The sequence below is a fragment of the Pseudomonas sp. P97.38 genome, assembly GCF_001269745.1.
In the GTDB taxonomy this organism is placed as follows: Bacteria; Pseudomonadota; Gammaproteobacteria; order Pseudomonadales; family Pseudomonadaceae; genus Aquipseudomonas; species Aquipseudomonas chlororaphis_E.
The window spans coordinates 79,583-93,549 of sequence record NZ_LHVJ01000007.1; the positions used below are offsets into that span (position 1 = coordinate 79,583).

The following is a 13,967-nucleotide window of genomic DNA, read 5'->3' on the forward strand; positions in this document are numbered from 1 at the left end:
CCCCTCAAGCCGCCGATCCGTTGCACGTTCCAGTGACGGGCATTGCGGGGCATTCGTGCCTCGGGATGCCCGTCACGTTTATCCGCGCAGGCCCCAGGCTGGCGCATCAAGACCTCGTCGAACGCATCCGGCGGTGCCCGGATCCATCACTTGCGAAAGGGACATTTCTCATGCGCTTACGCCACCTCTCCATTGCCACTCGTGAACGCTCCCTCGACATGGCGGTTGCCCGCCCACGCCACTGCAACGCAGTTCAACACGCTGCTCAGCCAACTGGGCGACGCAAGCTGTATCGACGCCAGTGCCCTGGAGCGCTTCGACACTTCAACCCTGGCCCTGCTGCTGGAGGCGCGCCGACGTGCCAGGCATCGCGCCGAGCCCTTCAGGGTGACGAATGCGCCGCCGCGGCTGCTGGCCTTGGCACGGCTGCACGGCGTCGAAGCCCTACTGTTTGCCGAGCCCCCGATCTAGCTCATCGCAACGAAACGTTTCGGCACTCAACCCATACCGACTCATCTTGTTGTACAGCCCGCCCCGGGACACATTCAGTTGCCGGGCGGCGAGGCGGATGTTGCCCCGGGTTTCCTTGAGGGCCGCGACGATCGCGTTCATTTCGTGGGCGTCAAGCCCCATCGCCGGCGAGCGCTCAGCCGCGCTGCCGGGCAGTGACGGCCGGCCACGCTGCTGGAGCTCCAGGGGCAAGTCATCCGCCTGGATCAACTCGCCGACCGCCAGGTTGGTGGCTCGCTCGATGATGTTTTCCAGCTCCCGCACATTGCCTGGCCAGTGATAGGCAGACAGCACATCCAGCGCCTGCGGCGAGATGCCTCGCACCGCCTTGCGCAGTGAACGGGCGCAGCGGCCGAGGAAATGCTGCGCCAGCAACGGCACATCCTCGCGACGCATGCGCAGCGGCGGCACCGTCAGGTTAAGCACATTGAGCCGGTAGTAAAGGTCTTCGCGAAACGCGCCATCGGCCACGGCCTGGCTGAGGTTGCGGTGGGTGGCGGCGATGATGCGTACGTTCACCCGCTGGGATTTCTTCGCCCCCACCCGGGTGACCTCGCCTTCCTGCAAGACCCGCAACAGGCTGACCTGGGCACCGAATGACATGTCACCGATTTCGTCGAGAAAGATCGTGCCGCCATCGGCCAACTCGAACTTGCCGGCCGAGCCGCCGCGCGCCGAACCGGTGAAGGCGCCTTCGACATGCCCGAACAACTCGCTCTGCACCAGGTCCCGCGGGATCGCCCCGCAGTTGACCGCCACGAACGGGCCGCCGCGCCGCTCGCTGGCGTTGTGGATCGCCTGGGCGAACAGTTCCTTGCCGGTGCCGCTCTCACCAAGGATCAACGTGGTCGAGTCGCTGCGACTGGCGATGCGCCCCAGGTGCAGCGCGTCCTGGATCGCCCGTGAACTGCCCTGGATGGTGTCGAAGGTGTAGCTGGCCTGGGTACCGATGAGCCGTCGCGTGATGTCCCGGATGCGCCGGTTCTCGCGCAGCGAAACGATGCGGCCGCCCTGCTCCAGCGCACACACCGACACCAGGCACGCCAGGTGGCTGCGGTCATGCAGTTCGAACGTGCAATCCAGGTCTCGCAGCCCTTCCCCGCCACGCAGCAACATTTTGTCGCTCAGCTCGCTCTGGCCCAGGCGTTGGAACGGCTGGCCCAGCAGGTCGCGTCCGACGCCAAACAGCTGTCGCGCGTAGCCGTTGATGGCCCTGATGCAGCCGCGCTCGTCCAGCACGACCAAGCCTTCGTTGAGTACTTCAAGCACCGTCTGTTGCTCCTCCAGCAACGCCTGGAGTGCCATCTGTCGCGAGACGGCTTCAGCGGCGGCCTGGACGGTGCCCAGCGTATGGAAGTGAAACCATCCCGGCTCTGCCGTCAGGGTCAGGATGGCCAGCGTCCGGCCCTGCGGGTCACGGATCGGGGCGGCGGCACAATGCATGCGCCGTCGACGCAGGCCAGTGCCGAAGTTCTCTTCGGCCAGCACGTAGACCAGGCGGTCTTCCGCCAGCGCCAGGCCGGTGCAATTGGTGCCTTGCACCGATTCCAGCAGGCGGCTGCCCACCGGCGTGAGGTCGAGGCCGCAGAAGTACAGCGTGGTCCCTTGGGCATCGGTCAGGTTGATGTGCCCCCTGGGGTTGTAGGCCAGCAATCCGCCCATGACCTCGGCGGCCACCGCAATCATCGCCCGGTGGGCGGCCAGCGTCGCGGTCAGCACGGCCGGCTCGACGAAGCGGTACACGCCATCCTCGGGATCGAGACCGGCCTCGACGCTGCGCAGCCAGGAGTTCCAGATCACCTGCCGGACCCCGGCCGGGCGCTCGACGAGTCCGGCCAGGCATGCCAGCCAGGCCCGTTCCAACTCGGGGATCGGCCCGTCACTCAACGACGCCGGACCGAGAGAAGTGATGTAGTCGAGGTCTTGCTCGCTGACAGCGATGGGCGCCGGTAGCACAGGCTTCTCCAATGTTCATTTTTTAGACATGTCCAGTATAGGCATGTCATTGGATTTAACACTTTTTCCATCAACTCAAAAATAAATCGTTATTTATCAATTGCTTATTAACTGGCACAGAGCTTGCTCTTTCTCAGCACAGTGCAACCACTGGCTCATAACAACAAGGAAGCCCGTTTCATGAACACATCCAAGATCATTCGCCTCGGCCTCATCGGTGCCGGTCGCATGGGCAGCTTTCACGGCCTGACGGCCGCCCGCCACATTCCCGGTGCCTGCCTGGCGGCCATCGCCGACCCGACGCCTGGCCAAGCCGCCCGCCTGGCTGCACAACTGGACGTGACGCGGGTCTATACCGAGCCCCAGCAGTTGCTTGACGACCCCGAGATCGACAGCGTGTTGATCGCCGCTCCGGCCCGCAGCCACGCCGAGCTGGTCATCAACGCCGCCCGTGCCGGTAAGCATGTGTTCTGCGAAAAACCCATGGCCATCACCCTTGACGAAGCCGACCGCGCCATCGCCGCCGCAGCCGATGCCCGGGTGACCCTGCAAGTGGGTTTCAACCGCCGCTTCGCCAAGAGCTTTCGCACCGCCCACCTGGACGTGGCCGCCGGCCGCATCGGCACGCCACAACTGCTGCGCTCGCTGACTCGCGACCCGGCGCTAAACAACCCGGCCAATTCGCCACAGTGGGTCATCTTCCTGGAAACCTTGATCCACGACTTCGACACCTTGCGCTACCTCAATCCCGGCGCCGAAGTGGTCGAGGTCTTCGTGATGGCCGATGCCCTGATCGCCCCGGCATTCAAAAGCAAGGGGTTGCTCGACACCGCCACGGTGACCCTGCGTTTCGACAATGGCGCCATCGCCACCGCCGAGGCGAACTTCCAGGCCGTGTATGGCTACGATGTCCGGGGCGAGGTGTTCGGCAGCGCCGGCATGTTGACCATGGGTGGCGTGCACGATGGCGACCTGGTGCGCTACCTGGCCGATGGCATCCAGGCCGACACACAGCGCCTGGACACCGACCTGCTGCGCGATGCCTACGTGGCCGAGCTCAACCACTTCGTCGACTGCCTGCGCAGCGGTGCCAAACCGCTGGCCAGCGGCGAAGACGCCCGGGCCGCGCTGGCCATTGCCCGCGCGTGCATCGAGTCGTTCCAGCTAGGCCAGCCGGTGCGCGTGCAAGGAGGCCGGCCATGAGCTTTACCCCCTTCAAGCTGGCGGTCAGCGCCGAAATGGTCTTCCTCGACCGGCCCTTCATCGAACGGGTCGAACGGATTCATGCGCTGGGCTTCAGTGCTGAAATCTGGGACTGGACCCAAAAGGACATCGCCGCCCTGGTTGCCACCGGCGCCGACTTCACGTCGATGACCGGCTACATCGAGGGCAACCTGACCGATCCGCAGGGCATCCAGCAACTGCTCGACAGCGCGCGCGAATCCCTGGCCGTCGCCGCCCGATTGAACTGCCCAAGCCTGAACCTGCACGGCACGGGCCTGGGCGACCAAGGCCTGCCCGTCAAACCGGTGGCCCTCACCACCGGTCGCATGTGGCTGAGCGCTTGCAAGACCCTGGAAAAAATCGCCCGCCTGGGCGAAGACGCCGGCCGGGTCTTCCTGCTCGAAAACCTCAACACCGAGGTGGACCACCCCGGCACGCCGTTCGCACGCGCCGACGATACCCTGGCGTTGATCGAGGCCGTGGGCAGCCCTCACCTCAAGATGAACCTGGACCTCTATCATGCGCAGATCGGCGAAGGAAACCTGATCGAGCTGATCCAGCGCGCCGGCAGCGCCATCGGTGAAATCCAGGTCGCGGATGTGCCGGGGCGCAGGGAACCGGGCACGGGTGAAATCCACTACCCGGCCATTGCCAAGGCCTTGTTCGGCATCGGCTATACCGGTGTCGTCGGCCTGGAGGGCTGGGCCAGCGGTGACAGCGACATGGCCCTTGAACGCTTCCGACAAGCCTTCACACTGGACTGAGGACGACGCGGCGCCTCTGGGCCACGGGTCCAAGCGCCGCCGACCGCCACGCCTGATCGACTCATAACAACAAAAGGAACACCCTCATGCGTCGCTGCACCTTGTTTTTTGCCACGCTGCTACTCGTCTTCAGCCAATGGGCCAACGCCAGCTATCGCATCGGCGTCAGCATCGCCCGGGTTGACGATAACTTCATGACCTATGTGCGCAGCGGCCTGGAAGACGCCGCCCGGAAAGACAATGTCCAGGTCCAGTTCGAGGACGCCCAGGGCGATGTCGTGCGCCAGCTCAATCAGGTCCAGGGCTTCATCAACCAGAAGGTCGATGCGGTCATCGTCCTGCCCGTGGACACCGCCGCCACCACCAACATGACCCGCGCCGCCGTCGAGGCGAAGGTGCCGCTGGTCTACGTCAACCGGCACCCGGACGAGCGCTCCCTGCCCAAGGGCGTGGTCACCGTGGCCTCGAACGACATCGAGGCCGGCCAGTTGCAAATGCGCTACCTGGCGGAAAAACTCAAAGGCAAAGGCACCCTCGCGATCATCATGGGCGACCTCGCGCAGAACGCCACGCACGACCGCACCGAAGGGGTCAAGCAGGTGCTCAAGGACTATCCCGCAATTACCATCGTCGAACAGCAAAGTGCCGAGTGGCAGCGGGCCAAGGGCATGGACCTGACCAGCAACTGGCTGCTGGCCGGCGCCTCTTTCGACGCCATCGTCGCCAACAATGACGAAATGGCCATCGGCGCGGCCATGGCCTTGCAACAGGCCGGCAAGGCCAAGGGCGAAATCGCCATTGTCGGCATCGACGGCCTGCCCGATGGGCTGGCGGCAATCAAGCGCGGGTTGCTCGTCGCCTCGGTGTTCCAGGACCCCAAGGCCCAGGCGAGCATCGCCCTGCAAGCGGCCATCAAGATGATCAAGGGCGAGCCGGTGGAGTCGGAAGTCTGGGTGCCCTTCCAACTGATCAAGCCGGAACAGGTGGCGACGTTCGAGCAGCATTACCAATAGTCGTTGGCGCCTGGTCTCCACGCCGCTGCCCCGACCAAGGGTCAGCGGCGTTTTTCATCACAGACGAAACGTTGGACAATCCGCGCCAGCCCAAGGGGATCTTCGGCGAGCATCAAGTGGCCACACGGCAACGAGAACAAGGCGCCACGGGACAACTGGCGATACAGGGCCACGCTCACCGAGGGCGGAATCAAGCGGTCATCCAGGCCAATGATCACGGCCGTCGGGCATTCGAGCCGCGATAGCTGCGACGAGACATCCAACGTCAGGTTGAGCCGCATCTGGACGGCAACCGCCGGCCAGTGAACCCGCTGGTAAAAATCCTCGATGCACGTGGTCACCTGGGTTGCGGACATCGCCCGCAGGCCAGGGCTGGAAAAACCGCGCGTCACGATCTCGGCCGCCAGCTTCATCGGGTGGTCTTCGAGCAGCCGTTGCCAATAGCCGAAGGTTCGCCGCACCTGCGGGTCACGGGCATTGTCGAACGGTGCAATCAGACTCAGCGACAACACCTGCGGCCCCAGCACGCTCGCCACCTCAATCGCCACCGCGGCCCCCAGCGAATACCCCACCAGGTGGACACCGTCCACGCCGCCATCGCGAATCTTCCCGGCAATTTGCTGGCCCAGGCCATCAAGGGTTTGCCCGACCGTGCTCTCGCGCTCCAGCCGCGACCAGTCAACGGCCAGGACACGGTAGGGACCCTCCAGGTGATTGGCAAATGCCTCCCAGCTAGAGCGCGGATGGCCCGCCGTGCCATGTATCACAATCAGGCAAGCCTGCCCCTGTGCCTTCAGCTCAATGAGTTCCACCATCGGCGCACCTTTCAAGGATCGATCCCGACCGGATCTTAAGCGTTGCGCAGGCGTCTTCAGGTCATTTTTTCTAAAGCCAGGGTTCAGCTTTTGTGCGTTGTATCACCTGTGTGATCGACCTAAAAAGGTCAAAAGGAGGAACGCCATGCAGATGAACAATCCGATCTTCAACACGCAATCATTCCATGTCGACTGGAGCTACCCCACGCCAATCTGGTTTGGTGTCGAGCGGGTCGACGACCTCGTCAACGGCTGCGCCTTTCTCGGCAAGCATCGGCCGCTGGTGGTCATTGACGAACGGCTGGTCGAGCATCCCTTGATCTTGCGCGCCCTGGAGCGCTGCAAGCAGTCGGGTATCGACCTGCAGCTGTTCTCGAACTTCCGCTCCGACCCCGACACCGACATGCTCGAACAAGGCGTCATCACCTTCAATGAGTATGCCCGCGACATGGTGGTCGGCATCGGTGGCGGAAGCGCCCTGGACCTGGCCAAGGCGATTGCCTTCATGGCCGTGCAGACCAAGCCGATCTGGACCTTCGAGAGCCTGCCCAATCGGTGGCAGGCCGCCAATGCCGACGTGCCGCCGATCATCAGCGTGCCGACCACCGCAGGCACCGGGGCCGAGGTGGGCCGGGCCGCCGTGTTGCTGGACAGCCAGGAAAACCGCAAGCGGCTGATATTCCACCCCAGGATGCTGTCGTCCCTGGTCATCGTCGATCCAGCCCTGACCCTGACCGTGCCGGGGCCGGTGACCGCCGCGGTGGGGATCGATGCCTTCTCCCATGCCTTCGAGGCGTACTGCGCCAACAGTTTCCACCCCATGGGAGACGGCATTGCGCTCCAGGCCATGAACCTCATCAAACAATGGCTGCCCATCGCGGTGCAGGACGGCAGCGATCTCCAGGCCCGCTGCCACCTGAGCGCCGCGGCCCTGATGGGGGCGGTGGCCTTTCACAAGGGACTGGGTGCCGTGCACGCCATCAGCCACTCCATCGGCGGTACGTATGGCACCCACCATGGCCTGACCAACGGCGTGCTGCTGCCCTATGTGATCGCGCATAACCGCCCGGTGATCGAAGCCAAGCTGGTGCGTCTGTGCGAGAGCCTGGGCCTGGCGCAACCTGGCTACGAATCGTTTGTCGCCTGGCTCAAGGATTTTCTGGCGAGCCTGGGCATCCCCCCGCACCTGCGCGACCTCATCCAGTCACCTTTCGATGCCGACCTCATGGCCCAGTTGGCCGTCGCGGATCCGACCGCCCGGACCAACCCGCAGCCGCTGTCGGTACACGACTACAAAACCATCATCGACAACGCCTGGTCCGGACACTGAACGGGCACTTTCAAGGAGGGCATATGTACAAGGACATCGGTTTGTTCATCAACGGCCAGTGGCGCTACCCCGAGGGGGACAGGCCCAGCCTCGACATCACCAACCCCAGCACCCAGCAAAGGATCGGGCGCCTGGCCTGCGCCGACCACGACGACCTGGACCAGGCCCTGCAAGCCGCACAGCAGGCGTTCGCACGGTGGAAGGTCAGCAGCGCCGAAGAGCGCAGCAAGGTGCTCTATGAAGCCTACCGGATCATCATGAGCGAAGCCGAATCGATCGCGGCATTGATCACCCTCGACCAGGGCAAGCCGCTGGCCGAAGCCCTGGCGGAAGTACGGTTCTGCGCCGAGCACGCCAAGTGGCACGCTGAAGAATGCAAGCGGCTATACGGCAGGCTCGTTCCCGCCCGAAACCCCAAGGTCCGCCAATCGGTGGTCAAGCGGCCGGTGGGCGTGTGCTGTGCCTTCACCCCCTGGAACTTCCCTTTCAACCAGGCGATTCGCAAGATCTGCGCTGCGCTGGGAGCCGGTTGCACGTTGATCCTCAAGGGCCCGGAAGAAGCCCCCTCGGCCGTCGCGGCGCTCGCCGACATCTTTCAGCGGGCCGGGTTGCCCGACGGTTGCCTGAACCTGGTCTGGGGCAACCCCGAGCAGATTTCCAGCTACCTGATCGACTCCGACGTGATCGCCAAGGTGTCCTTCACCGGTTCGATCGCCGTGGGGAAAAAGCTCGCGGCCCAGGCCGGGGCAAACATGAAAAGGGTCAGCATGGAGCTGGGCGGCCACGCCGCGGTGATCGTCTGCGCCAGCAGCGACATCGACAAGGTCAGCACCGTGCTGGTGGATGCGAAATTGCGCAACGCCGGACAGATCTGCATCTCCCCTTCACGCTTTTTCGTCCACGCGTCGGTGATCGATGACTTCATGACGGCCCTGGTGGAAAAAACCCGTCGGTTCCAGGTCGGTGACGGCATGGACCCCGACACCCGCATGGGGCCGCTGTGCAATGCTCGCCAGATCCCGCGCCTGCAAGCCCTGATCGACGACAGCCTGGCCCAGGGTGCAAGCCTGGTAATGGGCGGCAGTCGGCTCGATCGCCCCGGCAATTTCTTCCAGCCCACGATCCTCGCCAACGTCCCCCTGACCGCCCGGCTGATGCGTGAAGAACCCTTCGGCCCCATCATTCCAGTGGTTGCCTTCACCGACCTGGACAGCGTCATCGAGCAGGCCAATGCGCTGCCCTATGGCCTGGCCGCGTATGGGTTCAGCGAAGACCGCAGCGAATGCGCCAGGCTCGCCGAGGAACTGGAAGCCGGCATGATCTCGATCAACCACTACGGCCTGGGCATGCCGGAAACACCGTTCGGTGGCATCAAGGACAGTGGCTACGGCAGCGAAGGCGGTAGCGAGACCTACGACAGCTACCTGTCGACGGTCCTGATCAGCGAACTGACCCGCCCCTGACTCGCGAGGCAACGGAGGCATCACCATGAACGTTACCCTCAGACCCTTCCAGGCCAGCGACTTCGACACGGTCATGTCCTGGATCGATGGCCCAGAGACCCTGTCGCTCTGGGCCGGCGCGACCTTCACTTACCCCTTGGACAAGGAGCAGTTGCAGCGCTACCTGGACAAAGCCGGCGAGCGCTACCCATGGCGCAGCCTGTTCGGGGTACTCGACCCGGATGAAAAACTGATCGGCCACATCGAGTTCTCGGACATCTGGCCGCACCTGTCGCTGCGCTTTGCGCGCATCCTCATCGGCGACCCCGACGCCCGCGGCAAGGGGCACGGCCAGGCCATCCTGCGCCAGGCACTGGCTCTGGCCTACGAGCGGTTCAACGTCGCCCGGGTCGACCTCGGGGTCAAGAAGGAGAACCTCCTGGCGATCAATTGCTATCGAAAAGCCGGTTTCAAGGACATCGGCCTCTGGCCCGAGGCGATCGACACGCCGATCGGCTGGATCGACGTCCACTGGATGACTCACACCCGCAAGGAGCAAACACCATGACGTCGATCACCCTGTACGGCCACCCGGAGTCCGGACACAGCTACAAGGTCAAGTTGATGCTGGACGTGGCCAAGGTGGACTACACCTACCGGCAAGTGGACATTCTCGTCGATCGGGATGCACGGCCCGAACCTTTCAGGACGTTGAGCCTGGCGCGTTTTGGCGAGGTGCCGCTGCTGACCCTCGACGGTGCGCACTACGTGCAATCCAATGCCATCCTTATCGAGCTCGCCGATGCCCTGGGGCTGTTCGGTGGCAGCGGGCGACGGGGCACCGTCACGTGCAAGGAATGGCTGCTGTGGGAAGCGAACAAGATCGGGCTGTCGCTGCCGCATTTGCGCCTGGCCCGCAATTACTTCCCGGACGACTACCCGTCGGGCGCCGTGCAGTGGCTGGCCAGCCGCTTCAAGGAAGACGTCGGCCGACTCGACAAGGAACTGCGCGACGGTCGTCGCTACATCCTCGACGACGAACTGTCGATCGCCGACTTCTCCCTGGCGGGCTACCTGTTCTGGAGCAACCAGGCCCAGGTCGAGCTGCCCGAGACCGTGATCGCCTGGCTGGGCCGGATCGCCAGCCTGGACGGCTGGCAAAGTCCCTACGCCTGCCTCTCACAACAGCCGGGTTATGAAACCTTCGGTCTGATCAAGGACGAGTTCGATCCCCGTTGCATCGCCCCTTGAGCCCGAGCCAGCCGCATCGGCGAGAAGACCTTCTTCTCACCTTTTTTTGCCGCGCTTGGCGCCTTGTGGCCTGTACGGTTAATTTGAGTACTCGAGTTAACCGTACAGGCCACTAGCTAACCGATTGATCCATTTCCTGGGCGGGCCGCTCATGCCTGGGCTGCCCGACTCCGGCGGCCGGTACGCCCACCACCGTGGTCCGGGGTGGCACCGCCTTGAGCACCACGCTGTTGGCCCCGACCTTGGAGCCGGCGCCAATCTCGATATTGCCGAGGATCTTCGCCCCGGCCCCGATCATCACGCCGGTCCTGACCTTGGGATGACGGTCGCCACTGTCCTTGCCGGTGCCCCCCAACGTGACGCCTTGCAGGATGGACACGTGGTCTTCCACGACCGCCGTCTCGCCAATGACGATGCCGGTGCCATGGTCCAGCAGCACACCCCGACCGATGCGGCACGCCGGGTTGATGTCGATCCCCAGGACCACGTTGCAACGGGCTTGCAGGTACAAGGCTTCCATCCGACGGCCCTGCTGCAGCAACAGGTGCGCGAAACGATAGGTCTGCAACGCCGCGTAGCCCTTGGCAAACAGAAACACCTCCAGCTCGTTCTGGAACGCCGGGTCGCGCTCAACCACCGCCTCCAGGTCAGCCGCCATGCAGCCCTCCAGATCGGGGCGAGTACTGAGTTCAAGGAGCATGGCGAGCATCAACCCGCGCTCCCGGGCATCGTGCGGCACCAGCAGGTGCGCAATGCGCGTGGCCATGCCCGCGCCCAGGCCCGTGCACTCAAGCACCGGCTCGCCGACCAGGCAGCCAAGCCCGGGATGCTGCAACACCGCCGTCATCGCCTGCACCCGCAGGGCCTCCCACATCAATGCGCCCGCGCGGGTGTCCTGCTCCGCGGCCCCCGCAAATCCATCATCGTTCAGCAGAAACATTGCATTGACCTCCCAGGTCGTTGGTCGCACTCAAGGCTGCGAAACAGGTCCGCGCGAACGCGGCGAACCAAGCCGCGCCCGAATACAGGATCGCGTCATTGAAATCGTAGTGAGCCGAGTGCAAGGGCGGTTCGACCGCGTGGCTGGCCGACCCAATAAAGGCGAAAACACTCGGTATGCGCTCGCTGAAAAAAGCAAAATCTTCGGCCGCCATGGTGGGCTCGGCCAGGGCGCTGACCTGCCCCGGGGCGAAAACCTGGCGCGCCGCGTCCACCGCCAACCCTACCATGAACGGATTGTTGACCAGCGCCGGGTAACTGCGACGAAAATCCACCCTGGACTGGCACCCGAACGCCGCGCCGATGCCTTCACTCAGACGCTCGATCGCCCCGGCCAGGCGGTCCACGGTGTGGCTGTCGAAGGCCCGTACGGTGCCGCGGATGGACACCTGATCGGGGATGACATTGAAGCCATTACCCGCCTGCAATTGGGTCACCGTCAACACGGCGCTGTCGCTGGCCTTGACCTCGCCGGCCACCAGGGTCTGCAACCCGAGGCACAGCTGCGCGGCGGCGATGATCGGGTTCGTGGCGGTATGCGGTTGCGCCGCGTGACCGCCACGGCCTTCGAGGCAGATCTCGAACTTGTTGCTCGACGCCATCATGGCGCCGGGTCGGGTGGCGAAACAGTTGGCAGGCAATGAGGGCCAATTGTGCAGACCGGCCATGGCCTGGATCGGGAAGCGCTCGAGCAACCCGTCGTCGAGCATGGCTCTGGCGCCGGCATGGCCTTCCTCGGCCGGCTGGAATACCAGGCACACCGTGCCGTTGAAATCCATGTGGCGGCTAATCAATTCGGCGCCGCCCAGCAACATCGCCATGTGTCCATCGTGGCCGCAGGCGTGCATGCAGCCGACGTGCTGCGACACATGCTCGAAGCGATTGTGTTCGGTGATGGGCAAGGCATCCATGTCGGCCCGCAGCGCGATGCAAGGCCCGCCATGGCCCTTGGTGATAAAGCCCACCACGCCGGTCCCGGCCATCCCCCGCAGGAACGGGATGCCCAGTGCCTCCAGATGTTCACAGATCAGGTCGCTGGTGCGCACCTCCTGGTAGGCCGTTTCGGGAATGCGGTGCAGGCTGCGCCTCAGTGCGATCAGCCTGCTCTCAAGGTCTTGCCGTTGGCTTTCAGTCAGCATCATGATGTCGTCCTCCATCGCCTATCATGACCGCCGTCCCTTTGATGAAAACCGATTTGCGTTAAACCCAGGCGTGAAAAAAACTAAAGCCAGGGCGACATCCATTGTTCGATGCGCCTCGAAGTGAGCACGCCGCCAGGAGCATAATCTTTTAGCCCACATGGAGGAGATGGCGATGATACACACCCGTTTTTTCGGAAAAACCGTACTGACCTGCACGTTCATCCTGGCGATCGTCGGCTGGGGGATCGGCTTCTATGGGCCGCCGATCTACATGCAGGCGGTGATGGAGCGCACGGGCTGGCCCATCGCCCAGGTGTCGACGGCCGTCACCCTGCACTTTCTCAGCGGCACCGTCGTGATCGCCAACCTGCCCAGGCTTTACGCGCGCTTCGGCATTCCCGCCATCACCCTGCTGGGCTGCATTGTCCTGGGCATCGGCGTGAATATCTGGGCCCAGGCCAACCAGCTCTGGGTGCTGTATGCCGGGGCAGTGTGCTCGGGCATCGGCTGGGTGACCCTGGGCGCTGCGGCCGTCAACACCCTGATCGCTCCGTGGTACGTCAAGGAGCGGCCCAAGGCCCTGGGCAAGGCCTATAACGGCGCCAGCATGGGCGGCGTGATCTTTTCGCCGCTGTGGGTCTTGCTGATCGAGCGATTTGGCTTCGCCACCGCGGCGCTGGTGATCAGCCTCGCCGCCGTGCTGCTGATCGGCGCCTTCGCGTTGCTGGTCTTCAACAAAAGTCCGCAAAGCCTCGGACAGCATCCCGACAATGCCGACCAGCCGGAGCCCGTGACGCCCGGTTCCAGCGCCACGCCATGGACCGCCGCACAGACCTTGAAGGCGGCCAATTTCCGTACCCTGGCCGCCGGCATGTCCCTGGGACTGTTCGCCCAGATCGGCCTGATCGCGCACCTGTACTCGATCCTGGTGGGACGCATGGGCGCCCATGACGCTTCCTTCGCCATGGGCCTGGCCACCGCCAGTGCGATGGGCGGGCGCTATGTCGCCGCGCGCCTGATGACCCAGGGCATGAACCGCAGGCTGCTGGCTTGCCTGGGTTACGCCATCCAGATGCTCGGCACCCTGCTGCTCCTGGGCCTGGACCTGCACCCGAGCGTGGCCTGGATGGCGGTGGTGCTGATCGGCTCTGGCATCGGCAACGCCACCTCCCTGCCGCCACTGATCGCGCAGACCGAGTTCAGTCGCGAACAAACCGCCCGGGTCATCGCGCTGATGGTCGCGATCAGCCAGGCTACCTACGCCTTCGCCCCGGCGTCCTTCGGCCTGGTACGCGCCGCCTTCAGCCAACCGGACCAGGCGATCATCGCCGTCGTGACCGCCGCTGTCGTGGTGCAGGCGCTCGCCATCCTGTCGTTCTACCAAGGGGTCTCTGCCCGCCCCTTCAAGAAAACCGTGTTCTGACCCATCCCCCTGACCCTTCCCCCTGACCAGGCAGCGTGCTGCCTGGTCTCCCGCCGCTTGGATTTAGCCCTCCTTAACCCAGCGTTGAATAAATCTGC

Annotated in this window: 13 protein-coding genes; 9 read left to right on the plus strand and 4 right to left on the minus strand. The window is 64.2% G+C overall.

Translation table 11 applies throughout. The annotated features are described in order from the left end of the window. Positions 1–201: 201 nt before the first annotated feature. On the plus strand, positions 202–471 hold the full coding sequence (locus AD664_RS00760) for a lipid asymmetry maintenance protein MlaB (RefSeq protein ID WP_053143727.1): 270 nt from the start codon (positions 202–204) through the stop codon (positions 469–471). Here AD664_RS00760 and AD664_RS00765 read toward each other — a convergent pair. After that, entirely contained in the window at positions 445–2,466 is a 2,022-nt protein-coding gene (locus AD664_RS00765; protein ID WP_053143729.1) for a sigma-54-dependent Fis family transcriptional regulator, read from the minus strand. The genes AD664_RS00760 and AD664_RS00765 overlap by 27 nt on opposite strands. Positions 2,467–2,646: 180 nt before the next feature. Here AD664_RS00765 and AD664_RS00770 point away from each other — a divergent pair, with 180 nt between their 5' ends. The 3 genes from AD664_RS00770 (at position 2,647) to AD664_RS00780 (ending at position 5,467) form a co-directional block, all read left to right on the plus strand. Then, positions 2,647–3,669 carry a Gfo/Idh/MocA family oxidoreductase gene (locus AD664_RS00770; RefSeq protein WP_053143730.1) on the plus strand — a complete coding sequence of 341 codons (1,023 nt, stop codon included), beginning with the start codon at positions 2,647–2,649 and terminating at the stop codon, positions 3,667–3,669. Continuing rightward, entirely contained in the window at positions 3,666–4,454 is a 789-nt protein-coding gene (locus AD664_RS00775) for a TIM barrel protein (protein ID WP_047738930.1), read from the plus strand. The genes AD664_RS00770 and AD664_RS00775 overlap by 4 nt, the downstream gene beginning before the upstream one ends. Positions 4,455–4,540: 86 nt before the next feature. Next, positions 4,541–5,467, plus strand: coding sequence for a sugar ABC transporter substrate-binding protein (locus AD664_RS00780; protein ID WP_047738931.1), 927 nt, complete (start codon positions 4,541–4,543; stop codon positions 5,465–5,467). Between the two features lie 41 nt (positions 5,468–5,508). Here the strand turns inward: AD664_RS00780 and AD664_RS00785 are convergent, their stop codons facing one another. Then, positions 5,509–6,282: an alpha/beta fold hydrolase gene (locus AD664_RS00785; RefSeq protein WP_053143732.1), complete on the minus strand. Its 774-nt coding sequence runs from the start codon at positions 6,280–6,282 to the stop codon at positions 5,509–5,511. A 145-nt stretch (positions 6,283–6,427) separates the two neighbouring features. Here AD664_RS00785 and AD664_RS00790 point away from each other — a divergent pair, with 145 nt between their 5' ends. The 4 genes from AD664_RS00790 to AD664_RS00805 are packed head-to-tail and all read left to right on the plus strand — an operon-like array spanning position 6,428 to position 10,305. Then, positions 6,428–7,612, plus strand: a complete 1,185-nt coding sequence (locus tag AD664_RS00790) for an iron-containing alcohol dehydrogenase (protein WP_053143734.1) — start codon at positions 6,428–6,430, stop codon at positions 7,610–7,612. Between the two features lie 23 nt (positions 7,613–7,635). Continuing rightward, positions 7,636–9,075: an NAD-dependent succinate-semialdehyde dehydrogenase gene (locus AD664_RS00795; protein WP_053143736.1), complete on the plus strand. Its 1,440-nt coding sequence runs from the start codon at positions 7,636–7,638 to the stop codon at positions 9,073–9,075. 25 nt (positions 9,076–9,100) lie between these two features. Next, positions 9,101–9,622 (plus strand): GNAT family N-acetyltransferase, encoded by a 522-nt coding sequence (locus tag AD664_RS00800; RefSeq protein WP_042730347.1) that lies wholly within the window; start codon positions 9,101–9,103, stop codon positions 9,620–9,622. Then, positions 9,619–10,305 carry a glutathione S-transferase family protein gene (locus AD664_RS00805; RefSeq protein WP_083454108.1) on the plus strand — a complete coding sequence of 229 codons (687 nt, stop codon included), beginning with the start codon at positions 9,619–9,621 and terminating at the stop codon, positions 10,303–10,305. The genes AD664_RS00800 and AD664_RS00805 overlap by 4 nt, the downstream gene beginning before the upstream one ends. 112 nt (positions 10,306–10,417) lie before the next feature. On the opposite strand, the gene cysE is transcribed toward AD664_RS00805, so the two are convergent. Both cysE and AD664_RS00815 read right to left on the minus strand, forming a co-directional pair. Then, a complete protein-coding gene (cysE, locus tag AD664_RS00810) occupies positions 10,418–11,179 on the minus strand; it encodes a serine O-acetyltransferase (RefSeq protein WP_083454111.1) in 762 nt (253 codons plus the stop codon). Positions 11,180–11,225: 46 nt separating this feature from the next. Beyond that, positions 11,226–12,446: an amidohydrolase gene (locus AD664_RS00815; RefSeq protein ID WP_172679680.1), complete on the minus strand. Its 1,221-nt coding sequence runs from the start codon at positions 12,444–12,446 to the stop codon at positions 11,226–11,228. Positions 12,447–12,618: 172 nt separating this feature from the next. Here AD664_RS00815 and AD664_RS00820 point away from each other — a divergent pair, with 172 nt between their 5' ends. Continuing rightward, entirely contained in the window at positions 12,619–13,869 is a 1,251-nt protein-coding gene (locus AD664_RS00820; protein WP_053143920.1) for an MFS transporter, read from the plus strand. The last annotated feature ends 98 nt before the right edge of the window (positions 13,870–13,967 follow it).